We start from the raw sequence: 24,812 nt of genomic DNA on the forward strand, positions 1-24,812 counted from the left end.
GCCGGCCACTGGCACCTGGTCCAGCCCCGCCCCGGCACATTCCGCTGGACCAGCCCCCTACACCACCGCTACCTCACCCGCGGCGAACCCGTCTGCCCACCACTACCCGACCCGGTCCCACCCGAGGACAGCGCTCCGACACCCGACACCGGGTACGGGCCCCGCTCACCCGCCCAGGACGCCCTCGACGAGAAACCGCTCTTCCCCGAACCCGAGGCCAAACCCCAGCCCGAGCCCGATGCGACCGGCGACGGCGCGACCGGCGACGACACGGTGGAGACCGTGAGAGACATGACCGAGACCGACGACGCACCCGACCGGAAACCGGCGGATGAGCCCGACGATGACGAACCACCGTTCTAGGCCCCGGGCGACAGCACCGTGTAGTCCGAGGGCTTGGCCCGGATGGTCGACAGCGAGACCCGGTTCACGGTGTCCAGCACCTCCGCGTCCAGGTGACGCGCCTCGACCGCCGTGCCACCCATCGTCCGGTCCCGCTGAACCGGCGCTGCGTCGCCGCATCCGATGCGGCGGCGAGGGCGGCAATCGCGACGTTGGACCGTTCCGTACTGAACGCCTGAACAGATCTTCCGTGTCGTCGTGGAACGCGGACGGTGTATCGGCACGGATGGGACGGTGCACTCACAACGGTCAGGCCGACCGCCATGCCGGCAGAGGTGATGCTGTTCGGCCCGCGGCGTTGCGCATCCGCACCTCGACCCGGCCGGAGGTCGTGGAGACCCCGCCGAGGCGGTGGATGACGTCCATGTGCCAGGACGTGCAGCGGCACCCGCCGTCGGTGGCCGAGCGGAGTCCCACCGACTCCTGCAGCGCGACGAAAATGGGTCACCGCCGCGTCCTCGGACTCTCTGCTGCTCACGCGCTCGGTCATCGACGGCCGGGTCACGCCTTGTCGAGGTAGGCCACCCGTTCCTCGTCGCCGAGCGTCTCGCCCACCAGATCCCGCAGCCGCGGGTGCTGTCGCAGGTCCGGGTCCCGATCCACCAGGTCCCGGGCGTACACCTGCGACTTGGCGATCACCTCACCGTGTCGCAGCAGCGACAGCAGCTTCAACCCGGACCGCGACCCGGACTGGCTCGCACCGAGGACGTCGCCCTCACGGCGCAGCTCCAGGTCGAGCCGGGCCAGCTCGAAACCGTCGGTGGTGGAGGCGACCGCGTCGAGGCGTTCCCGCGCGGTGGTCGCCGCCGGCATCTCGGTCACCAGCAGGCACAGGCCGGGTGCACTCCCCCGGCCGACCCGGCCACGGAGCTGGTGCAGCTGGGACAGGCCGAACCGGTCGGCGTCGAGCAGCACGATCCCGGTCGCGTTGGGCACGTCGACACCGACCTCGATCACCGTCGTCGCGACGAGCACGTCGTACTCGCCGTTCTCGAAGGCGCGCATCACCGCGTCCTTCTCGTCCGGCGGGAGCTTGCCGTGCAGGATCCCGACCCGCAGCCCGGCCAGCTTCTCAGTGATCATCGGTGCGATGTCGAGGACCGCCAGCGGTGGCCGCCGGTCGGACTCACCGTCCTCGGGCGGCGGTTCCTCCAGCTCCGGGTCGTCCTTCTCGGTGTCGCCGACCCGCGGACACACCACGTAACACTGGTGGCCGCGCTCGACCTCCTCACGGATCCGCTGCCAGACCCGCTCGATCCAGGACGGGTGCTCGGCCACCGGGACGACCGTCGTCGTCACCGGAGAGCGCCCGCGCGGCAACCCCTTCAGCTCGGAGACCGCCAGGTCGCCGTAGACGGTCATCGCGACCGTCCGCGGGATCGGGGTCGCCGTCATGACGAGCATGTGCGGCGCGGTCTCACCCCGGGCGCGCAGCGCGTCGCGCTGCTCGACCCCGAAGCGGTGCTGCTCGTCGACGACGACGAGGCCCAGGTCCGCGAACCCCACCGTGTCCTGGATCAACGCGTGCGTCCCGACGACGATCCCCGCCGCACCCGACTGGGCGTCCAGCAGGGCCTGGCGCTTGGCCTTCACCCCCATGGACCCGGTGAGCAGGGTGATCGAGGTGGCGCCGTCACTCGCGCCGAGCTCGCCGGCCCGGCCGAGGGCGCCGAGCATGCTCCGCAGCGAGCGCGCGTGCTGGGCGGCGAGCACCTCGGTGGGAGCGAGCATCGCGGCCTGCTTTCCGGAGTCGACGACCTGCAGCATCGCCCGCAGCGCGACGATCGTCTTGCCGGCCCCGACGTCGCCCTGCACGAGCCGGTTCATCGGGTGCTCACCGGCGAGGTCCGCGGCAATCTCCTCCCCGACCGACTCCTGGCCCTCGGTGAGCGGGAACGGCAGATCCGCGTCGAACGCGTCGAGCAGGCCGCCGTCGACGCGCGGGCAGGCCGGGGCGGGGCGGGCGAGGGCGTCGCGACGACGCAGGGCGAGCGCCAGCTGCACCCCGAGCGCCTCGTCCCACACGAGGCGGGTGCGGGCGGCGTGGATATCGGCCTCGGACTCGGGCACGTGGATGCGGCGCAGGGCCTGCCCCAGCTCGGGCAGCTTCTCCCGCCGTCGCAGCTCCTCGGGCAGCGGGTCCGTGGGGTCGTCGATCTGTTCCAGGAGCAGCCGGACCGACCGCGCGATGGCCTGCGAAGCCACCTTGGCGGTGGTCGGGTAGATCGACAGGAAGGGGCGCAACGCATCGCCCTCGTCGAACTCCTCGAACTGCGGGTGGGTGAGCTGCAGCTCCCCCCGGAACGAGCCGACCTTCCCGGCGAAGACGCCGACCACCCCGACCCGCAGGAAGCGCAGCAGCTTGCGGGGGTTGAAGAAGGTGCACCCCAGGGCGCTGCCCTTCTCGTCCCGGATGATGACCTTCAGCATCTGCCCGCGCCGGTTGCGCATGTATCTCAGGTCGGCCGATGTCACCTCCGCGACGACCGTCGAGTGCTCCCCCTCGACCAGCCCGCTGATGTCGCTGAGCCGGCCGCGGTCGACGTAACGGCGCGGGTAGTGGCGCAGCAGGTCACCCACCGTCTCCAGCCCGAGCTTGACGAGCACTTCCGCCGAGTTCTTCCCGATCGGCCCCTCGAGCCGGCTGTCCGTGTCGAACTCCATCTACTCCACCCCCAGAACCAGCGGGTAGTCACCCTGCTCCCCTCGGTGCACCACCACGTCGACCTCCGGATGGGTACGCCGCAGGTCCTCGGCGAACCGCTCGCCGAGCGCATCGGCGGCGGCCGAGCCGAGCAGCACGGTCACCAGCTCACCCCCCGGAGTCAGCATGCGGTGAGCCAACCACAGGGCACCGACAGCGAGATCCGGGGCGATCAGCACGACCTCACCGTCGGAGAGCCCGAGGACCTCGCCGGGACGGCACGGACCGGCCCAGGTCAGCGCCTCGGTCTCGGCGATCTGCAGCCCACCGGTGCGGGTACCGGCCGCGGCCTCGGCCATGGCGACGACGTCGTCGGACGCCCGCCGGGCCGGATCGTGCACGGCCAGCGCGGCCAGGCCCTGCAACACCGACGACGACGGCACGACGACGACCTCGGTCCCCTCGTCGCGGAGCCGTTCGGCCGCGGTCTCGGCGACCGTCCGGCGATGCGCCGCGCACGGCAGCACCGCCACGTGACCGGCGCCGGTGGCCCGGATCGCGGCGAGCACCTCGTCGACGACCGGGTCCGGGTCGGCGACCAGAACGTCGGCGCCGGAGGCTCGGGCCAGCGCCCCGGCCCCGCTGCTCTCGATCATCAGCAGGACGGCACGGTCCCGGGTGCGGACGGCCGGGGGCAGCGCCTCGATCCGGATCGAGGCAGGCCGGCCCACCGCCAGCCCCGCCTCGATCGCCGGACCGGCCTCGGTGGTGTGGACGTGGACGGTGCAGCCGCCACTGCCGTCCCCGGCGACGACGACCGAGTCGCCGAGCCCCGACAGCCGCGCCCGCAGCCGGTTCAGCACCTCCGTCCCGGGGTCGGGAAGCCAGTAGGTGACCTCGTAGACCGGTTGCGGCACCCACGGGGCCGGCTCGCCGTCCGCGGCAGGGGCGGGCACACCGTCACCGCGGGACTCCCGGTCGCCACGGACCGCGCCGGCACCACCGGCAGCCCCGTCGCGACTGGCCGCGCCGGCATCACCAGCAGCCCCGTCACCACCGGCCGCGCCGGCACCACCAGCCGGGCCAATGCGACCAGCCGGGCCAACGCCACCAGCCGGGTCATCGCCATCGCCCGGGCCGTTGCCGCAGGCGGAACCACCACTCGCGGCGGAGTCGCCGCCCCCGGCGGGATCGGCGGTGGGACCGCCGCCGGCTCCGGCGGAGTCGCTCCCCTCGGCAGGGTCGCCGACCCGGGCACGCGGCGGTGGACCGGGCGTGCCCCCGGCCGCGGCGACCAGGGCGTCGAGGAGGACGACGAGCCCGAGCCCGCCCGCGTCGACCACCCCGGCACGGACCAGCTCCGCCGGACGCCCGGCGCCGCGGGCGAGGACGTCCCGGGCGGCGTCCGCGGCGACCCGGGCGGCGCCGGCGAGCGCTCCCGCCCGGCCGAGTGGGCCGCTCTCCGGATCCCGGTGGTCCACCGGGCGACCGCTCGCCCGGGAGCCCGCCCCGTGGGAGTCGTCGGTACCCCGGAGTTCCGCCGCCCGCGCGGTCCCGGCGGAGCCCCGGGCGAGCCCCGTGGCACCCGCGCCGATCGCGCTGGTGACAGCGGTGGCGGCGGCCTCCAGGACCGTGAGGGCGGTGCCCTGCCGCGGAGCCGTGACCGCGGCCGAGGCGAGGGTCGCAGCCCGGCGCAGCGCACCCGCCAGCAGTTCGGCCGGGCCGGGGTTCCGGCCCACGTCGCCGGCCACGGGGACACCGCCGCCCGGGGCCGCCTGCCCGAGGGCCGCCTGCCCGAGGGCCGCCGGACCGCCGCCGGGCGGCGACGCATCGACCCGGGTCCGACCACTGCCGGGGGGCGTTCCCTGCTCCCCGGCCCGGCCGCCGTCCGAGGGTCCGGCGCTCCCCGGGGTCCGGCCACCGCCGGACGCCGGGACTCGCGCGCCGTCGACCGGTGCTGTGCCCTCGGCCGGTGCTGTGCCCTCAGCCGGTGCTGTGCCCTCAGCCGGTGCTGTGCCCCCGACCGTCCCGCCGGTCCCGCGCCCGTCCCCGGTGGCGAGCTCCTCGGCCAGCCCCCGGAACACCTGCGAGAGGATGAGTCCCGAGTTGCCGCGCGCCCCGCGCACCGCGGCCGCGGCGAGCGCGGCGGCGGCCCGCACCGAGCCGCCGTCGAGCGGGGCCGAGGCCGCAGAGCGCACGGTGAGCAGCAGGTTCGACCCGGTGTCGTGGTCGGCGACCGGGAACACGTTGATCCGGTCGATCTCGGCCCGGACGGCGGCGAGGCGCTCGGCGGCGGTGTCGATCCAGCGGCGCAGCAGCGCGGGGTCGAACGACGGGGCCACCCCGCCAGCCTAGGTGCGTCGTGCCCGCCGGACGCCGGTGGCGGGCCCCCGCGACGACGCCGGCGCACGGCTCGCTAGAATTGACCGCCGAGCCCAGGCACGCCCGGGCTCTGCACAACTTTTGTGAACTGTTTCCTATCCCCCGAGGAGTGTCCGACGTGGCTGCCGTCTGCGACGTCTGTGGCAAGGGTCCGGGCTTCGGCATGTCCGTCTCGCACTCGCACCGCCGCACCAACCGCCGCTGGAACCCGAACATCCAGACCGTGCGCGCCGCGATCAACGGCGGCAACCGCCGTCGGATCAACGCCTGCACCTCGTGCCTGAAGGCCGGGAAGGTCACCCGCGTCTGACGCAGGTGCGCAGCGAGACCCAATCCACCGGAGGCCCGGATCCCAGCAGGGACCGGGCCTTCGTCGTGTCCGGGCACGTGTCCGGGCACGCGAGTGGCCCGGCGGACGACGCGACGGCCGATGCCACACTGACCGGTGTGGGGGGCGAGCACGGAACCGACGGCGCTGGGGAGCTCACCTCGGCACCGGAGACGGTCACCTCCCTGCTGCGGATGACCCGGCTGCTGGTCGGGATCGCGACGGAGGCCGTCGACGAGCTCGACGTGGGCGTCTCGCTCCCGCAGTTCCGGTTGCTGCTCGTGCTGTCCGAGCTCGGCCCCACGCCCAGCGCCCGCGTCGCCGACCAGCTGGGCACCGCGCCCTCGTCGGTGACCCGGCTGGCGGATCACCTCGAGCGGGTCGGGTACGTCGTCCGGCGCCGCGAGCGTCCCAACCGCAGTGTCGTGCGCCTGGAGCTGACGACGACCGGAAGCGAGGTCGTCGAGCGCGTGGGGCGCCGCCGCGCGGCCGAGCTCGACCGGCTCCTCACCGCCCTGCCCCCGCACGAGCAGGCACAACTGGCGGAGCTGGTCACCCGCTTCTGCGACCGGGCGGAGCACGAGCGCGGCGACCACGGGTCGGTCCTCTGACGATTCGCACCAAGATTTGCCTTCTGCAAGTCTTGTGGTTCAGAAGCCGTCGAGCGGGTACGCGACCGGAGTCGGAAGACCCCCAACGCCCGGTGTGGCCGCCGTGGGTCCCGTGACGAGGAGCCGCCACGGGCGGGCACCCGGTGATCGGAGCGCTCCGCGATGTCGCGAGACCAGGCCGGGGCCCCGCCGGACCGGTGTCCGGAGGCCTGGCCGCACGTGCTGCGCGAGTACGCGATGCTCGCCGACGGCGAGCGCGGCGCGCTCGTCGGGCCGCGCGGGGAGATCGCGTGGCTGTGCGCGCCCCGCTGGGACTCCGCGGCGGTGTTCTCCGCGCTGCTCGGCGGGCCGGGCCACTACGTCGTGCAACCCGTCGGGACCTTCGTGTGGGGCGGCTACTACGAAACCGGGACGCTCATCTGGCGCTGCCGCTGGGTCGTCGGCTCCGCGGTGGTCGAGTGCCGGGAGGCGCTGGCCTTCCCCGGAGATCCCGGCCGGCTGACGCTGCTGCGCCGCGTCACCGCCGTGGCGGGGGACGCCCGGGTCCGGGTGGCACTCGACCCGCGGGCCGGGTTCGGCGCCGCGGGCCTGCGCGAGCTGCGCCGCGACTGTGGTAGCGATGCCGACCGCGGGATGCACGCCGACCGCGGGACGCACGCCGAGCGCGGGATCGGCGACACCGCCGGGACCTGGCACGGGCGCGTCGGTGCGCTGTACCTGCGCTGGCAGGGCGGCGGCCGGGTCCAGGTGCTCGAGAGCCCCGACGGGTGGCCCGTCCTCAGCACGCTGCTGGACCTGGCGCACGGCGAGACCCACGATCTCGTCCTGGAGCTCGGCGACGGCCCGCTCCCGTCCGAACCCGCGCGGGCCGGGCAGCAGTGGCGGGCGACCGAGGCGGCCTGGGCCCGGGCGAGCGCGCCCGCGGGTGCGCGGATGTCCACGTCCGCGGCGCCACGGGACGCCTCCCGAGCCGTCGCGGTGCTGCGCGGGCTGACCAGCTCGTCCGGCGGCATGGTCGCGGCCGCCACGACGAGCCTTCCGGAGCGGTTCCGGGCCGGGCGCAACTACGACTACCGCTACGTCTGGGTACGCGACCAGTGCTACGCGGGCCTGGCGGCCGCGGCGGCCGGTGTCGACGAGCTCCTCGACGACGCCGTCCGGTTCCTGACCGAGCGCCTCCTGGCCGACGGGCCCGCGCTCGCCCCCGCCTACACCGCGCGGGGCGGCCGCGTGCCCGACGAGTCCCCGTTGGACCTGCCCGGCTATCCCGGCAGTGACGCCCGCACCGGCAACCACGTCAACGCCCAGTTCCAGCTCGACGCGTTCGGCGAGATCCTGCTCCTGCTCGCCGCGGCCGCCCGCCGCGACCGGCTCGACACCGATGCCCGGCGCGCCGCGGAGGTCGCGGTGGCCGCGATCGAGCGCCGCTGGAACGAGCCCGATGCGGGTGTGTGGGAGCTCGACGACCGCCGGTGGACCCACAGCAGGCTGCTCTGCGTCGCCGGCCTGCGCGCGATCGCGGCGGACCCGGCGACGCGGTCGTTCCACGGCGCCGTGCCGGGTGGACCGGACCGGCTCGCGCTGGCGGACCGGCTGCTCGCCGACACCGCGGCGCACGCCACGCACCCGAGCGGTCGCTGGCAGCGCAGTCCCGGCGACCCCCGCCTGGACGGCTCCCTGCTGCTCGCCGGGCTGCGCGGGGCGGTCCCGGCCGACGACCCGCGCACCGTCGCCACCGTGGCGGCGTACCTGGCCGAGCTGACGGGTGAGGGCTACGCCTACCGGTTCCGGCACGACGAGCGTCCGCTCGGCGACCCCGAGGGTGCATTCCTGCTGTGCAACTTCCTGGTCGCGATGGCCGCCGGCCAGCAGGGCGACCGGGGTCACCGCCGCGCGCTTCCTCGACCGCGGCCGGTCCGCGTGCGGCCCGCCGGGGCTGTTCTCCGAGGAGTTCGACGTGGGGCAGCACCAGCTGCGCGGCAACCTGCCGCAGGCGTTCGTGCACGCCCTGCTGCTCGAGGCGGCCGTCCGGCTGGACCTCGACCCGCCGGGTACGGCGCCACCGCGGTGGCCGGTGTGAACGGAGACGAGCAGAAGGAGGCACGGATGGCCACGACCGTCGTGGTGACCGGTGCGAGCGCCGGGATCGGCCGGGCCGTCGCACGCTGCTTCGCCGGACGCGGCGCCTGCGTGGCGCTGCTCGCCCGGGGCGAGGCCGGGCTGGCGGGCGCGGCCCGCGACGTCGAGCGGGCCGGTGGTCGGGCGCTGCCGATACCGGTCGACGTGGCCGACGCCGCCGCGGTCGACGAGGCCGCCTCCGCGGTGGAGCGGGACGCGGGCCCGATCGACGTGTGGGTCAACTCGGCGTTCGCCTCGGTGTTCGCCCCGTTCGACGAGATCACCCCCGAGGAGTTCCGCCGGGTCACCGAGGTCACCTACCTCGGGTTCGTGCACGGGACCCGGGCCGCCCTGGACCGGATGAAGCCCCGCGACGCCGGGGTGATCGTGCAGGTCGGTTCCGCGCTGGGGCTGCGTTCGGTGCCGCTGCAGTCCGCCTACTGCGGGGCCAAGCACGCGATCAACGGGTTCACCTCCTCGGTGCAGGTCGAGCTGCGCCACGAGCGCAGCGGGGTCGCCGTGACCGTGGTGCAGATGCCCGCGGTGAACACCCCGCAGTTCTCCTGGGTGCGCTCCCGGCTGCCCCGGCAGCCGCAGCCGGTACCGCCGATCTACCAGCCGGAGGTGGCGGCCCGCGCGGTCCTGTTCGCCGCCGACCACCCCCGTCGCAAGCAGTACCGGGTGGGGACGAGCACCGTCGCGACCGTGCTGGGCGAGAAGCTCGCCTCCCCGCTGCTGGACCGCTACCTGGCCCGCACCGGCTACGCGGCCCAGCAGACCGACCGGCCGCGCGACCCCGGGCGGCGGGACAACCTGTGGGCCCCCGTGGACGACGGCCCGGGGACCACCGACGGCAGCGGCAGCGGCGGCGGCAGCAGCGGTGGTGGTGGCGGCCGTAGCAGCGGCGGCCGCGGTGGCAGCGGCCGCGGTGGTGATGGCAGTGGCGGCAGCGGCGGTGGCGACCACGGCGCCCACGGTGAGTTCGACGCCCGGTCACGCACCCGGGACCCACAGCTGTGGTGGACCCGGCACCGTGGGATCGTCGCGGCGACCCTGGCGGGCGCCGGAGCGGGCGCGGTGGCACTGACCGCCGGGCTGCGCACGCGCGCACGCCCGCGCGGCCCCCGGCCCGCCCGGCCGACCCGTTCCGCGCGGCCGGCCGGTCGATCGGCCGGCCCTGCCCGACCGCCCCGGTGCCTGCGGTGAGGCCGGCGAAACCGGTGGGGCCCGGTGCACCACAACCCGGGCGCGCAGCGATGCCGGAAGGCCGGGTGACCGACCTGGAGCTCGCCGCACCGGGAGTGGCCGGGGACCGGCTGGTGGCCGACCTGCGCGCCCGCGTCGACGGCGACGTCCGTGTCGACGCGACCGCCCGCGGCGCGTACTCCACCGACGGCTCGAACTACCGGCAGGTACCGCTCGCCGTGGTGGTCCCCCGCTCCGTCGACGACGGGGCCGAGGCACTGGCGGTGTGCCGGGAGCACGATGTGCCCGTCCTGTCGCGGGGCGGCGGCACCAGCCTCGGCGGGCAGGCCACCAACGCCGCCGTGGTGATCGACTGGACCGCGCACTGCCACCGGCTCGTGTCGGTGGACCCGCAGGCGCGCACCTGCGTCGTCGAGCCCGGGATCGTGCTCGACGACCTCAACGCGCAGCTGGCCGCGTACGGCCTGCAGTTCGGCCCGCGCCCGGCCACGCACAGCCACTGCACGCTCGGCGGGATGATCGGCAACAACTCGTGCGGTTCCACCGCGCAGCGCTACGGCAAGACCGTCGACAACGTCCGCCGGCTGGAGATCGCGACCTACGGCGGGCTGCGGTGCTGGGCCGGCCCGACCTCCGACGACGAGCTGGACCGGATCACCGCGGGCGCGGGCGAGCACGCCCAGCTCCACCGCGGGCTGCGGCACCTGCGCGATACCTACGCCGAGCGCGTCCGCGACCGGTACCCGGCCATCCCGCGGCGGGTGTCGGGCTACAACCTCGACGCGCTGCTGCCCGAGCAGGGTTTCGACCTCGCCCGGCTGCTCGTCGGCTCCGAGGGGACCCTGGCCACCGTCCTGCACGCCGAGCTGGACCTGGTCCCGACCCTGCCCTGCACCAGCATGCTGGTGCTCGGCTTCGACGACATCATCGCCGCGGCCGACGCGGTGCCCGCGGTGCTCGACGGCTGTCCGGACACCCCGCTGCAGGTCGAGGCGCTCGACCACCGGCTCGTCGAGATCATGGAGCACCTCGGCAGCCACCTGGACTCGATCCGGTCACTGCCCGAGGGCCGGGCGTGGCTCATGGTCGAGTTCGGCGCCGGCACCGCCGACGAGTGCGACGCACACGCCCGGGCGCTGCTCGATGCGCTCGGCCGCGGCCCCGACGACGGCGACGTCGCGCTGACCGACGACCCGGCCCGGGAGGCCCGGATGATGGCCGCCCGGGAGGCCGGTCTCGGGGTGACGGCGCGGGCCCCGCTCATGCACGACACCTGGGAGGGCTGGGAGGACTCCGCGGTGCCCCCGCAGCGGCTCGGCGACTACCTGCGGGCGCTGCGCGCGCTGTTCGCGGAGTTCGGGCTCGGGCAGCCGTCGCTCTACGGCCACTTCGGGCACGGCTGCGTGCACACCCGCATCCCGTTCCGGCTCGAGAGGGCCGGCGGGGTCGCCGACTTCCGGCGGTTCCTGGAGCGGGCGGCGGACCTGGTGGTGTCGTTCGGCGGCTCGCTGTCCGGCGAGCACGGCGACGGGCAGGCCCGGGGCGAGCTGCTGGAGCGGATGTTCGGCCCCGGACTGGTGACCGCGTTCGGCGAGCTCAAGGCGCTGTTCGACCCGGGCAACCGGATGAACCCGGGCAAGGTGGCCGCCCCGTACCGGGTCGACGAGAACCTGCGGCTCGGTGCGGGCTGGCGGCCCACGCCGTACGCCACCGGATTCGGCTACCCCGACGACGGCGGCAGCTTCACCTCCGCGGTGCTGCGCTGCGTCGGGGTCGGCGCCTGCCGGCGCAGCAGCCCCCAGGGTGGCGTGATGTGCCCGTCGTACCAGGTCACCCGGGCCGAGGAGCACTCGACCCGCGGCCGGGCGCGGCTGCTGTTCGAGATGCTGCAGGGGCACGCCGACTCCACGGTCACCGACGGTTTCCGCTCCGGCGCCGTCCACGACGCCCTGGACCTGTGCCTGGCCTGCAAGGGCTGCAAGTCGGACTGCCCGGTCGGTGTCGACATGGCCACCTACAAGGCCGAGTTCCTCTCCCAGCACTACCGGCACCGGGTCCGCCCGGCCGCCCACTACTCGATGGGCTGGCTCCCGGTGTGGGCGCGCCTGGCCCGGCTCGCACCGCGCGTGGCCGACGCCGCGCTGCACGCACCGGTCCTCGCCGGGATCGGCAAGCGGCTCGCCGGGATCGCCCCGGAACGTGTAGCCCCCCACTTCGCCGGGCAGACGCTGCAGGAGTGGTGGGCCACCCGGGACCGGCCCGCCGCCGACCCGGACGATCCCCGAACGGTGGTGCTGTGGCCGGACACCTTCACCAACCACGTCGACCCGCACGTCGGCCGGGCCGCGGTCGAGGTGCTCGAGGCGGCCGGGTTCACCGTCCACGTCCCGGCCGGGCCGCTGTGCTGTGGCCTGACCTGGATCTCCACCGGGCAGCTGGGTGTCGCGAAGCGGGTGCTGCGGCGCACGGTGGCCGCGCTGCGCCCGTGGATCGAGGCCGGGACGCTCGTCGTCGGCCTGGAACCGTCGTGCACGGCGGTGTTCCGCTCGGACGCCCCGGAGCTGCTGCCCGGCGACACCGACGTGGCGCGCCTCGCCGGGCGGTTCGCCACCCTGGCCGAGGCACTGGTCGCCCACGCCCCGCACGACTGGACGCCGCCCCGGCTCGACCGGTCCGCGATCGTCCAGACCCACTGCCACCAGCACGCGGTCACCGGCTCGGAGCCGGACACCGAGCTGATGCGCCGGGCCGGGATCGACGCGGAGCGGCTGGACTCCGGCTGCTGCGGGCTGGCCGGGAACTTCGGCTTCGAGGCCGGCCACTACGCGGTGTCGATGGCCTGTGCGGAGCAGGCCCTGCTGCCCGCGGTGCGCGACGCCGACCCGGAGACCCTCGTGCTGGCCGACGGCTTCAGCTGCCGCACCCAGATCGCGCACGGCGTGCCCGGCCGGCGGGCGATCCATCTCGCCGAGGCCCTCCGGGCACCCGGCCGGGCTGACCTTTCGAGCACCGCCACCACGGACCCGACGAAGGAGTAGGCATGGCACCGAACGTTGCGGATCACCTGCTGCGGCGACTGCGCGAGTGGGACGTCGACCACGTGTTCAGCTACGCGGGCGACGGCATCAACGGCCTGGTCGCCGCGTGGGGCCGGGCCGGTGACGACGCACCGCGGTTCGTGCAGTCACGGCACGAGGAGCTGGCCGCGTTCGAGGCGGTCGGCTACGCCAAGCTCTCCGGGAAGGTGGGGGTGTGCGCGGCCACCTCCGGCCCCGGCGCCGTCCACCTGCTGAACGGCCTCTACGACGCCAAGCTCGACCACGTGCCCGTGGTCGCGATCGTCGGCCAGACCAGCCGGACGGCGATCGGCGGCTCCATGCAGCAGGAGATCGACCTGCACGCGCTCTACAAGGACGTCGCGGCCGACTACGTGCAGACGGCGATGGTCCCCGAGCAGCTGCCGAACCTGATCGACCGGGCGATGCGGGTCGCGATGTCGCGGCGCACGGTCACCGCGGTCATCATCCCGTCGGACCTGCAGGAGGCGGAGTACTCGCCGCCCACGCACGCGTTCAAGATGATCCCGTCCAGCCTGGGCCTCTCCCCCGGGCGGCCGGTCCCGGAACAGACCGACCTGCGCCGGGCCGCGGACGTCCTCAACGCCGGCAGCAGGGTCGCCATCATGATCGGCCAGGGCGCCCGGGGTGCCGTCGACGAGGTCACCGAGGTCGCCGACCTGCTCGGCGCCGGGGTCAGCAAGGCGCTGCTGGGCAAGGACGTGCTGCCCGACGACCTGCCGTACGTCACCGGCTCCAACGGGCTGCTGGGCACCCGGCCGTCCTACGAGCTGATGCGCGACTGCGACACCCTGCTCATGATCGGCTCCAGCTTCCCGTACAGCCAGTTCCTGCCGGAGTACGACCAGGCCCGGGCGGTCCAGATCGACATCGACCCGACCATGATCGGGCTGCGGTACCCGTTCGAGGTGAACCTGCACGGCGACGCCGGCGCCACCCTGCGCGCGCTGCTGCCGATGCTGGACCGCAAGACCGACCGGTCGTGGCGGGAGACCGTCGAGTCGAACGTGTCGCGCTGGTGGGACGTCCTCGAGCGCCGCGCCGGGGTCACCGCCGACCCGATCAACCCGGAGCGGGTGTTCCACGAGCTGTCCCCGCTGCTCCCGGACGACGCCGTGCTCACCTCGGACTCCGGGTCGGCCGCCAACTGGTACGCCCGGCACCTGCGGATCCGGCGCGGGATGCGGGCGACGCTGTCCGGGACGCTGGCGACCATGGGCCCGGGGCTGCCGTACGCGACCGGCGCCAAGTTCGCGCACCCGGACCGGCCGGTGTTCGCCCTGGTCGGCGACGGGGCGATGCAGATGAACGGGATCAACGAGCTGATCACGATCGCGCAGCACCACCGGGAGTGGTCCGATCCGCGGGTGATCGTCGGTGTGCTCAACAACCGCGACCTCAACCAGGTGACCTGGGAGCTGCGGGCGATGGCGGGCTCGCCGGACGTGCCGTTCGCCCAGCACATCCCCGACTTCCCCTACGCCGGGTTCGCGGAGAGCCTCGGCCTGACCGGGATCCGGGTGACCGAGCCGGACCGGATCGAGGACGCCTGGCAGCGGGCGATCGCCGCCGACCGCCCGTGCGTGGTCGAGTTCGTCACCGACGCCGCGGTGCCGCCGATCCCGCCGCACGCCGACCTGGACCAGCTGGAGAGCACCGCGGCGGCGCTGCTGCGCGGCGACCCGGAGGCGTGGGACGTGGTCAAGACCGGCGTGAAGGCCAAGGTGCAGGACTTCCTGCCGGGCCGGTGAGCCGCCCCGCGACCGGCTCCGGCTCCGTCCCGGTCGAACGGGTGGAGGCCGCGGCCTACACGGTCCCGACCGACGAGCCGGAGAGCGACGGCACGCTGACCTGGGAGGCGACCACGCTGGTCGTGGTGCGGGTGCACGCCGGCGGGCGGAGCGGGCTCGGCTACACCTACGCCGGCCCACCCGCCGCCGCGGTGGTGCGCGACCACCTCGCCGGGGTCGTCACCGGTGCCGACGCCCGCACCCCGCCCGCGTCGTGGGACGCGCTGCAGCGCGCGGTGCGCAACCTCGGCAAGCCGGGGCTGGTGGCGGAGGCGATCTCGGCGCTCGACATCGCGCTGTGGGACCTGCACGCCCGCCTCGCCGGGCTCCCGCTCGTGCTCGCCCTCGGCGCCGTCCGGGCGGAGACCCCGATCTACGGCAGCGGCGGCTTCACCTCGTACTCCGGGGCCGAGCTGGCCCGGCGGCTGGCCGGGTGGGTCGAGGACGGCATCGGGCGGGTGAAGATGAAGGTCGGGCGCGATCCGGCGGCGGACCCGCAGCGGGTGCGGGCGGCCCGCGCGGCCGTCGGCGAGGACACCGGGCTCTACGTCGACGCCAACGGCGCCTACACCCGCAAGCAGGCCCTGGACCGGGCGGAGCGGTTCGCCGAGCACGGGGTGAGCTGGCTGGAGGAGCCGGTCAGCTCCGACGACCCGGCGGGCCTGCGGCTGCTGCGCGACCGGGGCCCGGCCGGAATGGACGTCGCGGCCGGCGAGTACGGCTACCACCTGCCGGACTTCCGCACGCTGCTCGACGCCGGTGCGGTGGACTGCCTGCAGGCCGACGTCACCCGGGCGCTGGGCATCTCCGGCGTGCTGCGCGTGGCCGCACTGTGCGACGCACACCAGATCGACCTGTCGCTGCACTGCGCACCGCAGGTCAGCGCGCACGTCGGCACGGCCGTGTGGCACCTGCGGCACCTGGAGTACTTCCACGACCACGTCCGGGTCGAGCGCCTCGCGTTCGACGGCGTGCTGGCTCCCCGGCCGGGCGGGACGCTGCGCCCGGACCGCGACCGGCCGGGCCTGGGGCTCGAGCTCCGCGACGCCGACCTGGAGCGCTTCCGGGTCACCTAGGGGTGCATCGCCCGCGCGAGCGTTATCCGAGGACGGCCTTCCACCAGCCCTTGCGGGAGCCGCGGATGGTCAGCGACCCCATCCCGACCTTGCCGTGCACCACGAGATGCGGTCCGGAGCTCCCCGGGCTCGCGGGGACCTTCGTCTTGACCTCGCCCCAGGAGCCGCTCACCCCGTCGACGTCGGCGGTGCCGCCCTCGGGGAGCACCAGCACGATCTCGCCCATCCCGGTGGAGACCTCGACGTCGATCCGCGACGGCAGGGTGCGCACCTCGGAGAGGTCGAGGTGGATGGTGCCCATGCTCGTCGTGAGGCGCAGGGCCGCGGGCACCGGCCAGTCCCCGGTGCGCTTCACGGTGCCGGCGCCGGTCCGCAGGTGCACCCGCTCGGCGGGGTCGACCGGCCGGGCGGGCGCCGGTCCGGCAGCGGCCGCGACCGCGGGCGGGAGACCGCCGGGCAGGTCCGACAGCGGCGGCCGCAGCTCCGAGGCCGTCCGCGCGGCGTAGACGACGCCGAGCCGCTCCTCGAGCTCGGCGAGCGTGATCCGGCCCTCGCCGAGTGCGTCGTGCAACCGCTTCGCGGCGGCCTCGCGGTCGGCGTCCGAGATGCGCAGGGAGTCCGGATCCGTCACGCCACCCACACTAGTACGGCCGCCCTCAGGGCAGCTTCCAGTCGACGGGGTCGCCGCCGATCTCCTCCAGCAGGTCGTTGGCGCGGCTGAACGGCCGAGACCCGAAGAACCCGCGGTCGGCCGACATCGGCGACGGGTGCGCGGACTCGACCGTCGGCACGTCGGCGAGCAACGGCGCCAGGTTGCGCGCGTCGCGGCCCCACAGGATCGCCACCATCGGGTCGGCGTCGCGGTCCACCAGCGCCCGGATGGCCTGCTCGGTGACCTCCTCCCAGCCCTTGTCGCGGTGCGAGCCGGGCTCCCCCGGGGCCACGGTGAGGCACCGGTTGAGCAGCAGCACGCCCTGCTCGGTCCACGGCGTGAGGTCCCCCGACGACGGCGCCGGGTGCCCGAGGTCCGCGCTGTACTCGCGGAAGATGTTCTGCAGCGAGCGGGGCAGTGGCCGGGTCTCCGGCGCCACCGAGAACGACAGCCCGACCGCGTGGCCGGGCGTCGGGTACGGGTCCTGCCCGACGATCAGCACCCGGACGTCCTCGAACGGCTGCTGGAAGGCCCGCAGCACGTTCGCACCGGCCGGCAGGTAGCGGCGCCCCGCGGTGAGCTCGGTCCGCAGGAACTCGCCCATCCGGGTCACGGTGTCGGCGACCGGGGCGAGCGCCTCCGCCCAGCCGGCCTCGACGACCTCGTGCAGCGGCTTGGGGCTCATCGGCGGTCCAGTTCCCGCAGCTGCTCGCGGAACCGGCGCCCGCGGTCGACATAGGACTCGACCGGGGCCCGCCAGTTCTCCGCGGGCACCTCGTAGCCGTCCCGGACGCGGGCGGGGATGCCCAGCGCCATCCGGTAGGCGGGGATCTCGGCGCGCGGCGAGACGACGGCACCGGCGGCGACGACGGCGCCCTCGCCGATCCGGGACCCGTTGAGCACGACCGAGCCCGACGAGATCAGCGCCCGGTTCCCGATCGTGGACGCCTCGATGTGCACGTTGTGCCCGACGGTCACCTCGTCGCCGATGATCGTCGGCTCGCGCAGCGTGGTGTGGATGATCGACCCGTCCTGGATGCTGGTGCGGGCCCCGACCTCGATCCGGCCGTCGTCACCGCGCAGCACCGCGGTCGGCCAGACGGTCGACTCCGCCCCCAGCGTCACGTTGCCGATCACCACGGCGTCCGGGTGGACGTAGGCGGTCGGATGGATCTCCGGTTCGGCGTCACCGAGCGCGTACACAGGCACACCCGGAGGGTACGAGCGGTGCCCGCGCGGGCACGCCGGGGGCCCCGGGTCGGCTGCCCGGCTAGCGGTCGGCGCCGTCGCCCCGGCCGGCGCGGGCGTCGGCGTCCATCCGCTCCCCCAGTTCGTCGACGACCAGCGAGTCCCGGTCGATGGCCCCGCTGCGGTACGCCGAGCGGCCGACGACCTGGGAGATCACCGGCGCGGTCAGGACCTGGAACAGCATCACCAGCACCAGCGTGGTGGTGTTCTCGAACTCCAGGCGGATCGCGGCCGCCAGCAGGATCAGCAGCAGGCCCAGCGTCTGCGGCTTGGTGGTGGCCTGCAGCCGGGCGGGCAGGTCCGGCAGCCGGACCAGCCCGAGCGCCCCGAGCAGGCAGGACGTCGCCCCGATCAGCATCAGGGCGGCGGAGATCAGGTCGGATATCGACATCAGCGGTGCCGCTCCCATCGCTCGACGAGGCGGGCCGCCGTGGCCGTGCCGACCAGCGCGATCAGCGCGACGGCCGCCAGCAGCGGGATGTTCGTCCCGTCCGAGTAGATCGCGGCGTAGACCGCGGCGGCGGCCACGATCAGCACCATGAACACGTCCAGGGCGGCGATCCGGTCCAGGGTGGTCGGGCCCTGCAGCAACCGCCACAGCGTGAGCAGCCCACCCACCGTCAGCATGGCCAGGACCAGGGCGTAGACGACGGTCACTGCGGCCCTCCCTCGCCGTCCCGGCCCGCGGCGACGGCCTCCCGGCAGCGCCGGACCTCCTCGTCGCTGCCGAGCGCGTCGATCACTCGCATCTGCAGGTTCATCAGCTGTCCGCGCACGCGCTCGACCGAACCCTCCCGGTGCAGGCCGAGGACGTAGACGTACCAGCGGCGACGCCGTCGGTCGATCTGCAGCACGTAGCTGCCCGGGGTGAGCGCGCACCCGGCCACGATCGTGGTCACCGCACGGTCCGAGTCCGTGTAGAGCGGCAGGCCGAGGATCCCGGCCCGCGCCCGGGGGCCGCGCACCAGCGTCACCATGCTGACCCGCACACCGGAGACGGTGAGGTCGATCGCCAGGTAGACCAGCAGCCGCAACGACTTGAGCGGCCGGAACGGCAGCCGGTCCGGCAGCAGCGGCAGCGGGAACAGCATCGTCACGACCAGCCCGATGAGCAGGCCGCCGATGATCGCGGTCGGGGTGAGGCTGCCCCAGAGCAGCACCCACACCACCGCCAGAGCCAGCACCTGCGGGATGCGGCGCGGCCAGGTGGCGGCCCGGGCGGCCGGCGACGCCGGAGCGGCCTCGGGATACGGCGCATCACCGTCCGGGGCGGGGGTGGGGCCGGCGTCGCCGGTCTCGACGGCCGACATCTCCTCCTCCCGCCGGGCCTCCGGGGTGTCCGCGCGCAGCCCGTCATCCTGGCCGGCGGCGTCCTGGCCGGCGGTGTCCTGGCCGGCGGCGTCCTGGTCGGCTGCCGTCTCCGGGCCGGCGGTGTCCGGGTTCGGGGCGGTCTCGTTCCCCCCGGTGCCGCCCTCCACCGTCCTGTTGCGTGCGCGGGTGGTCCCGTCCTCGCTCACCGGCTCGTCGTCCCTTCCGCGTCGTCAGCGGTCATCGCACCGATCGCCGCGCCACCACCCGCCGCGGCCGGGCCCTGCGGTACCGCCGCCACCGGCACGGGCCCGGGGCCGCCGGGTGCGGTGTCCGGCCCGAGCACCGCGCTGCGGTAGGCCTCGCGGGTCTGCAGGTCGTCGCCGGCGCGGCTGGCGATCGCCGACAGCGGCCCGGCGAACAGCGCGATGACGATGCTGACCACGATCAGCGACGAGGCACCGACGTACATGCCGCGCGCGCTGCGGGCGGTGCCGACGACCAGCTCGTCGTTCGGGTCGTTGTCGACCAGCGGTTCCTTCGGTGTCCCCCAGAACACCCGGACCCAGACCCGGGCGACCGCGTACAGCGTGAGCAGGCTGGCCAGCACCACGAACGCGGCGACGATCTCCGCGGCGGGGGTCGCGCCGGCGCCGGCACGGAGCAGGGCGAGCTTCGCGACGAAGCCCGACGTCGGCGGCAGCCCGGCCAGGGTAATCGCGGGGATCGCGAACAGCACCGCCAGGTGCGGCGCGGTCTGCGCGAGGCCGCCCATCTGCGCGATCGACACCGTCCCGGTGCGCCGGGTGATCAGACCGCTGACCAGGAACAGCGTGGCCTGCACGGTGATGTGGTGGACGATGTACAGGGCGGTCCCGGCGATGCCGGACGGCGTGTACACCGCCAGCCCGAACAGCATGAAGCCGATGTGGCTGACCAGCAGGAACGACAGCAACCGGTTGAGGTCGTCCTGCGCGACGGCGCCGAGCGCACCGACCACCATCGTGACCGCGGCGATCACCAGCAGCAGCGTCGACGGGTGGTCCTGCGGGAAGACCAGGGTCTGGGTGCGCAGCAGCGCGTAGATCCCGACCTTGGTCAGCAGGCCGGCGAACAGCGCGGTGACCGGCGCCGGCGCGTTCGGGTAGCTGTCGGGCAGCCAGAAGTGCAGCGGCACGATCGCCGCCTTGATCCCGAAGACCACCACCAGCAGCAGCGCGAGCACCGTCTTCAGGCCCTCGGGCAGCATGCCGACCCGGCCGGCGAGATCGGCCAGGTTCACCGATCCGGTCGCCGCGTAGACCATCCCGACCGCGGTCAGGAACAGCAGCGACGACATCAGCGAGACGATCACGTAGGTCATGCCGGACCGGATCCGCGACGCCGAGGTGCGCCGGGTGATCAGCACGTAGCTCGAGGCCAGCATGATCTCGAACGCGACGAACAGCGTGAACAGGTCGCCGGTGAGGTAGGCCAGCGAGACGCCGGTGGAGAGCAGCAGGAAGATCGGGTGGAACGTCGTGCTGGCGGTCTCCCGGCCGTAGTCGGAGATCCGCTGGTCGATCGCGTACACCAGCACCGCGAGGGTGACCAGCGTCGAGATCAGCAGCAGCAGCGCCGACATGCGGTCGGCGACCAGCACGATCCCCATCGGCGCCGGCCAGCCGCCGAGCTGGGCGACCACCGGGCCGTAGCTGTCCGCGGACACCAGCAGCACGCCGGCGACCACGCAGACCAGGGCCAGCGTCACGACGCCGATGACCCGCTGCAGCGACGCGCGGGGGCTGACGATGACGCTGGCGGCCGCGCCGAGCATCGGCAGCAGCACCGGCAGCGTCACGAACGCCTGGAGCAGGGTCACCGGCGGCCCTCCTCGAGCTCGTGCGAGTCGGCGGTGTCCTCGGGCGCGGCCTCGGTCTCCTCGGCCGTGCCCTCCTCCATGGCGCCGTCCGGGCCGCGGCGGGCCGCGATGCGACGGTCCTCGACGTCGTCCTGGACCTCGTCGTGGCCGACGAGCACCCAGGAGCGGTAGCCCAGCGCCAGCAGGTAGGTGGTCAGCGCGAAGGTGATCACGATGGCGGTCAGCGCGAGCGCCTGCGGCAGCGGGTCGCTGATCTCCTGGGGCGGCACGGCGTCCAGGACGGGTGCCCGGGCGGGCGCCCCGCCGGCCAGCTGCAGCAGCAGGTTCGCCCCGTGGCCGAGCACCACGATGCCGATCAGGATCCGCATCAGCGACCGCTGCATGAGCAGGTAGAACCCGACGGAGTAGAGCACCGCGAGCACGAGCGCCATGCTCAGGTTGATCGTGATGTTCACCGGCCACCACCGGTGTCCGGGCGGGGCGCGGTCTCGCCGGCCTCGCGGGCGTCGCGGGCGATGCCCGAGCCCAGCGAACGCAGCAGGTCCAGCACCACACCGATGATCAGCAGGTAGACGCCGACGTCGAGCAGCAGGCTGCTGACGACGTCGAGGTAGCCGAAGGAGCCGAACGAGATGTGCCACTTCGTGCTGGCCAGCACCGGCTCGCCCCACAGCACGGGGGCCAGCCCGGTCAGGACGGCGATGACCAGGCCGGTGCCGGCCAGCACCGGCGGCCGGATCCCGAACCGGGAGACGAGGATGTTGTCGTCACCGCCCGCGATGTGGCGCAGCACGAACGCCAGGCCGGCCACCAGGCCGCCGGAGAACCCGCCGCCCGGGCCGTAGTGGCCCTCGAACAGCAGATACACGGAGAAGACCAGCACGGTCGGGAACAGCAGGCGGGCGGCCGCCTCCAGCACCAGGGTGCGCTCGCGGCTGTCCGGGCAGGCGCCGGGCAGCATCCACCGGCCGCTGGGCTGGTCCCACCGGGACCACGGGGTGTCGCCGGGGCCCGGCGGGTCCGCATCGCCCGGCGGGCCCGGCGGGGCCTCGCTCGGCGTCGTCATCCCGCCACCTCCTGCTCGCGCTCGGCGGAGTCGGCGCCGCTGGTCACGGTCGCACCGCCCTTCCTCTTGTCGTAGCGGGTGGCCAGCACGAGGCTCGCCGTCCCGGCGGCACAGATCAGCAGGACGGTGATCTCCCCGATGGTGTCCAGCGCCCGGAAGTCGACCAGGATCGCGCTGATGAGGTTGGTGGCACCGGCCTCGGGCGCGTTCGCGACGAACCCGTCGGTGGTGGCGGGCGGCAGCACCCGGGCCCCGGACAGCACGACGGCCATCGTGGCGACGAGCACCCCGCCGATCGCGGCGACCAGGGCCTTCGGCGTCCGCACCCGGCGCTCGGAGTCCGGTTCCGCGAAGTGCGCGGGCAGCCGCCGCAGCACGAACACGAACACGACCAGGGTCAGCGTCTCGACCAGGAACTGGGCCAGCGCGAGGTCCGGGGCGCCGTCGATGATGAACAGCCCGCCGATCCCGTAGCCGACCGCGCCGACCAGCAGGACCGCGGTGAACCGGCGGCGGGCCCGGCACAGCGCGATCGCGGCCACGCACACCATCAGGCCCACCGGCACCTGCATGAACGAGTGGTAGAGGCTCTGCTGCGCGGGCAGCGAGCCGGCCACGGCCAGCACCGGACCGGGCAGCACGATCAGCACGACCAGGATGCAGGCCAGGTAGACCGGCAGCGAACCGATCTGCAGGCGACCGGTGACGACGATCGCGGTCCGTTCCAGCCCCGTCACGACGGCCTCGTAGCCGCGCTGGGCGGACAGGCCCGGCACCTTGCCGTGGCCGGTCGCGGTGCCGCCGTAGCGGAACAGCAGCAGACCGCCGACGACGGCGACCGCCGACAGCAGCAGGGCGAGGCCGACGCCGTGCCACAGCGCGAGCGTGTACTGCGCGGCGTAGGGGTCGCCGAGCACGGGCAGCGGGCCGGCGTAGGACTCGGCCAGGGTGTTCACCAGCGGCGCGGCGATCCCGGCACCCAGCCCGGTCAGCGCGCACAGCCAGGCCGGCCCGGACAGGCCCAGCGGCACCGGGTCGCCCCCGGTGGGCTGGGTGCCCTTGGTGGAGAACGCGCCCCACAGGAACCGGGCCGTGTAGGCGGCGGTGAGCAGCGAGCCGGCGACCAGACCGGTCAGGATCAGGGCGCCACGGACGCCGCCCTCGAGCAGGAACGCCTCGTAGGCGGCCTCCTTGCCGACGAAGCCGAGCATCGGCGGCAGCCCCGCCATCGACATCGCAGCCAGGGTCGCCAGCACCGCCAGCCCGCGCCGACGCCGGCCGAGCCCGCACAGCTCCCGCAGGTCACGCGTGCCGCAGGCCTTGTCGATGGCGCCGACCACCATGAACAGCGGGGCCTTGAACAGGCCGTGCGCGAGCAGCATCGCGATCCCGGCCAGCGCCGCCACCCGCGAGCCCGCGCCGAACAGCACCATCAGGAACCCGAGCTGGCTGACCGTGCCGAACGCGAGCAGCCGCTTGAGGTCGGTCTGGCGCAGCGCGCGCCAGCCGCCGAGCAGCATCGTCACCAGGCCGAGCACCACCACCGGGCCCCACCAGACGGCGTAGGCGGAGAACGCGGGCCCGAGCCGGGCGACGAGCACCACACCCGCTTTCACCATCGAGGCGGCGTGCAGGTAGGCCGAGATCGGCGTCGGGGCCGCCATCGCGTACGGCAGCCACGGGTGGAACGGCACCTGGGCGGACTTCGTGAGCGCGCCGAGCAGGATCAGCACCAGCGCGATGGTCAGCGCGACCGGCCGCCCCGCGGCGAGGGTGCCGTCGTTCGCGGCGGCGGTGATCGCCGGGATCGAGTAGGTCCCGGCCAGCTCGCCGAGCAGCACGATGCCCAGCAGCATCGCCAGCCCGCCGAACACGGTGACCAGCAGCGCCTGGACGGCGGCACGCCGGTTCTCCCGGTACTGGCCGCCCTGCCCGACCAGCAGGAACGACGTCAGCGACGTCAGCTCCCAGAACACGTAGAGGGTCAGCAGGTCATCGGCCAGGACCAGGCCCAGCATCACGCCGGCGAAGGTGACCAGCAACGCGGCGGAGCGCGCGGCGTCGGTCGACCGGGGCCCGAAGTACCAGGCCGCGTAGACCATGATCAGCGCCCCGACCCCGGACACCAGCACGATCATGGCCAGGGCCAGCGCGTCCAGTCGCAGGCTCAGCGACAGCCCGAGGTCCGGGGCCCACGCGAGGACGTCGGTGACCCCGGTGTCCAGCGCGGCCGGGGCCTGGGACATCGCCCAGACGAGCGTCGCGGTCAGCAGCGCGGCACCGGCACCGAACGCCAGCCGCCGGTTGTACCGGGCGAGTGCGGGCAGGCACAGCGCCAGGACGAAATGGGCGGCCACGACGGCGAGCACCGGCACCTCCTGTTCACGGTCGTTGGGCGGGCACTGGTCACGCGCGTACGGTCCGTCCGGGGGAGCGGCGCAGGCGTGTCGCGAGCCGTTCGCCGGGCGGGGACACGGCGACGACGCCGGCGTCATCCTATCGGCGCAACTGGACGTTTCGCCCGCCACCGTACCGGGGCTCACTCCACCAGGGGCTTGCCGAAACACCGCGAGCGGTGATCGTTGCGGTACGGACCGAACCGGCCGATCGGGTGGTACCCGCTCGACAGGTAGAGCGCGATCGCCTCGGGCTGCCCGGTTCCGGTCTCGAGGATCGCCCGGCGACGCCCGGCCGCCCGCGCGCTGCGTTCGAGCTCCCCCAGGATGATGCGCGCGTACCCGTTCCCCCGCGCGCCGGGGACGACGTACATCCGCTTGAGCTCGGCGTCGCCGTCGCGGCGCTCCGGGTCGGCCGCGTCGGCGTCGACCGCCCGCCATGCCCCGGTCGCCACCGCCGCGCCGCGGGCGTCGTAGCCGATCAGGAACGTGCCGTGCGGGGCGGCGAACTGTGCCGGGGCGATCGGGGTGGCGTCCCCGTCGCCGTAGACCTGCCGGTAGTAGGCCTGCACCTCGGCACCCAGCCGGGTCGCGTCGGGGTGGTCCAGGGCGGCGACGCGCAGTTCGAGCACCGGACCATCATCGGA

20 protein-coding genes and 1 pseudogene are annotated in these 24,812 nt (G+C 74.4%); 7 read left to right on the top strand and 14 right to left on the bottom strand.

Going from position 1 to position 24,812, the window contains the following annotated elements:
* Positions 1 to 363 (top strand): annotated as a pseudogene (locus BM093_RS36780) (hypothetical protein); the annotation flags it as partial.
* Here the strand turns inward: BM093_RS36780 and BM093_RS38010 are convergent.
* The 3 genes from BM093_RS38010 to BM093_RS38230 form a co-directional block, all read right to left on the bottom strand.
* The gene (locus tag BM093_RS38010) at positions 360 to 485 is read right to left on the bottom strand and encodes a hypothetical protein (RefSeq protein WP_281248731.1); all 126 of its coding nucleotides are present in this window, start codon (positions 483 to 485) and stop codon (positions 360 to 362) included. The pseudogene BM093_RS36780 and the gene BM093_RS38010 sit on opposite strands and share 4 nt — an antisense overlap.
* Before the next feature lie 418 nt (positions 486 to 903).
* On the bottom strand, positions 904 to 3,066 hold the full coding sequence (recG, locus tag BM093_RS25820; protein ID WP_093351186.1) for an ATP-dependent DNA helicase RecG: 2,163 nt from the start codon (positions 3,064 to 3,066) through the stop codon (positions 904 to 906).
* Positions 3,067 to 5,388, bottom strand: a complete 2,322-nt coding sequence (locus BM093_RS38230; RefSeq protein WP_342743042.1) for a DAK2 domain-containing protein — start codon at positions 5,386 to 5,388, stop codon at positions 3,067 to 3,069.
* Between the two features lie 158 nt (positions 5,389 to 5,546).
* Between BM093_RS38230 and rpmB the strand changes: the two genes are divergently transcribed.
* The 6 genes from rpmB to BM093_RS25865 all read left to right on the top strand — a co-directional run bounded on the left by rpmB (position 5,547) and on the right by BM093_RS25865 (position 15,634).
* Positions 5,547 to 5,738 (top strand): 50S ribosomal protein L28, encoded by a 192-nt coding sequence (rpmB, locus tag BM093_RS25835; protein WP_010239613.1) that lies wholly within the window; start codon positions 5,547 to 5,549, stop codon positions 5,736 to 5,738.
* A gap of 137 nt (positions 5,739 to 5,875) precedes the next feature.
* The gene (locus tag BM093_RS25840; protein WP_143105523.1) at positions 5,876 to 6,367 is read left to right on the top strand and encodes a MarR family winged helix-turn-helix transcriptional regulator; all 492 of its coding nucleotides are present in this window, start codon (positions 5,876 to 5,878) and stop codon (positions 6,365 to 6,367) included.
* 162 nt (positions 6,368 to 6,529) lie between these two features.
* Positions 6,530 to 9,691: an SDR family oxidoreductase gene (locus tag BM093_RS37550; RefSeq protein WP_245773803.1), complete on the top strand. Its 3,162-nt coding sequence runs from the start codon at positions 6,530 to 6,532 to the stop codon at positions 9,689 to 9,691.
* Between the two features lie 50 nt (positions 9,692 to 9,741).
* Complete coding sequence (locus tag BM093_RS25855) at positions 9,742 to 12,729, top strand: FAD-binding and (Fe-S)-binding domain-containing protein (protein WP_093351198.1); 2,988 nt, start codon at positions 9,742 to 9,744, stop codon at positions 12,727 to 12,729.
* A 2-nt stretch (positions 12,730 to 12,731) separates the two neighbouring features.
* Complete coding sequence (locus BM093_RS25860; protein WP_093351204.1) at positions 12,732 to 14,519, top strand: thiamine pyrophosphate-requiring protein; 1,788 nt, start codon at positions 12,732 to 12,734, stop codon at positions 14,517 to 14,519.
* On the top strand, positions 14,516 to 15,634 hold the full coding sequence (locus tag BM093_RS25865) for an enolase C-terminal domain-like protein (protein ID WP_093351207.1): 1,119 nt from the start codon (positions 14,516 to 14,518) through the stop codon (positions 15,632 to 15,634). Before BM093_RS25860 ends, BM093_RS25865 begins: the two co-directional genes overlap by 4 nt.
* Positions 15,635 to 15,656: 22 nt before the next feature.
* On the opposite strand, the gene BM093_RS25870 is transcribed toward BM093_RS25865, so the two are convergent.
* The 11 genes from BM093_RS25870 to BM093_RS25920 form a co-directional block, all read right to left on the bottom strand.
* On the bottom strand, positions 15,657 to 16,265 hold the full coding sequence (locus tag BM093_RS25870; RefSeq protein ID WP_245773805.1) for a DUF1707 SHOCT-like domain-containing protein: 609 nt from the start codon (positions 16,263 to 16,265) through the stop codon (positions 15,657 to 15,659).
* Between the two features lie 25 nt (positions 16,266 to 16,290).
* Positions 16,291 to 16,971 carry a uracil-DNA glycosylase gene (locus BM093_RS25875; protein WP_093351216.1) on the bottom strand — a complete coding sequence of 227 codons (681 nt, stop codon included), beginning with the start codon at positions 16,969 to 16,971 and terminating at the stop codon, positions 16,291 to 16,293.
* A complete protein-coding gene (locus BM093_RS25880; protein ID WP_093351220.1) occupies positions 16,968 to 17,495 on the bottom strand; it encodes a gamma carbonic anhydrase family protein in 528 nt (175 codons plus the stop codon). The genes BM093_RS25875 and BM093_RS25880 overlap by 4 nt, the downstream gene beginning before the upstream one ends.
* Positions 17,496 to 17,556: 61 nt before the next feature.
* Positions 17,557 to 17,925, bottom strand: a complete 369-nt coding sequence (gene mnhG / locus BM093_RS25885; RefSeq protein ID WP_093351334.1) for a monovalent cation/H(+) antiporter subunit G — start codon at positions 17,923 to 17,925, stop codon at positions 17,557 to 17,559.
* Positions 17,925 to 18,191: an MrpF/PhaF family protein gene (locus BM093_RS25890; protein ID WP_093351225.1), complete on the bottom strand. Its 267-nt coding sequence runs from the start codon at positions 18,189 to 18,191 to the stop codon at positions 17,925 to 17,927. The genes mnhG and BM093_RS25890 overlap by 1 nt, the downstream gene beginning before the upstream one ends.
* Positions 18,188 to 19,051, bottom strand: coding sequence for a Na+/H+ antiporter subunit E (locus BM093_RS25895; protein WP_093351230.1), 864 nt, complete (start codon positions 19,049 to 19,051; stop codon positions 18,188 to 18,190). Before BM093_RS25895 ends, BM093_RS25890 begins: the two co-directional genes overlap by 4 nt.
* The gene (locus tag BM093_RS25900) at positions 19,048 to 20,703 is read right to left on the bottom strand and encodes a Na+/H+ antiporter subunit D (protein ID WP_093351234.1); all 1,656 of its coding nucleotides are present in this window, start codon (positions 20,701 to 20,703) and stop codon (positions 19,048 to 19,050) included. The genes BM093_RS25895 and BM093_RS25900 overlap by 4 nt, the downstream gene beginning before the upstream one ends.
* The gene (locus BM093_RS25905) at positions 20,700 to 21,152 is read right to left on the bottom strand and encodes a Na(+)/H(+) antiporter subunit C (RefSeq protein WP_093351338.1); all 453 of its coding nucleotides are present in this window, start codon (positions 21,150 to 21,152) and stop codon (positions 20,700 to 20,702) included. The genes BM093_RS25900 and BM093_RS25905 overlap by 4 nt, the downstream gene beginning before the upstream one ends.
* Positions 21,153 to 21,154: 2 nt before the next feature.
* Entirely contained in the window at positions 21,155 to 21,769 is a 615-nt protein-coding gene (locus tag BM093_RS25910) for an MnhB domain-containing protein (RefSeq protein WP_093351238.1), read from the bottom strand.
* Entirely contained in the window at positions 21,766 to 24,138 is a 2,373-nt protein-coding gene (gene mbhE / locus BM093_RS25915; protein WP_245773806.1) for a hydrogen gas-evolving membrane-bound hydrogenase subunit E, read from the bottom strand. Before mbhE ends, BM093_RS25910 begins: the two co-directional genes overlap by 4 nt.
* Positions 24,139 to 24,308: 170 nt before the next feature.
* A complete protein-coding gene (locus BM093_RS25920; RefSeq protein ID WP_093351245.1) occupies positions 24,309 to 24,797 on the bottom strand; it encodes a GNAT family N-acetyltransferase in 489 nt (162 codons plus the stop codon).
* Positions 24,798 to 24,812 lie beyond the last annotated feature (15 nt).

It is taken from the genome of Pseudonocardia ammonioxydans (assembly GCF_900115005.1).
Classification (GTDB): Bacteria; Actinomycetota; Actinomycetes; order Mycobacteriales; family Pseudonocardiaceae; genus Pseudonocardia; species Pseudonocardia ammonioxydans.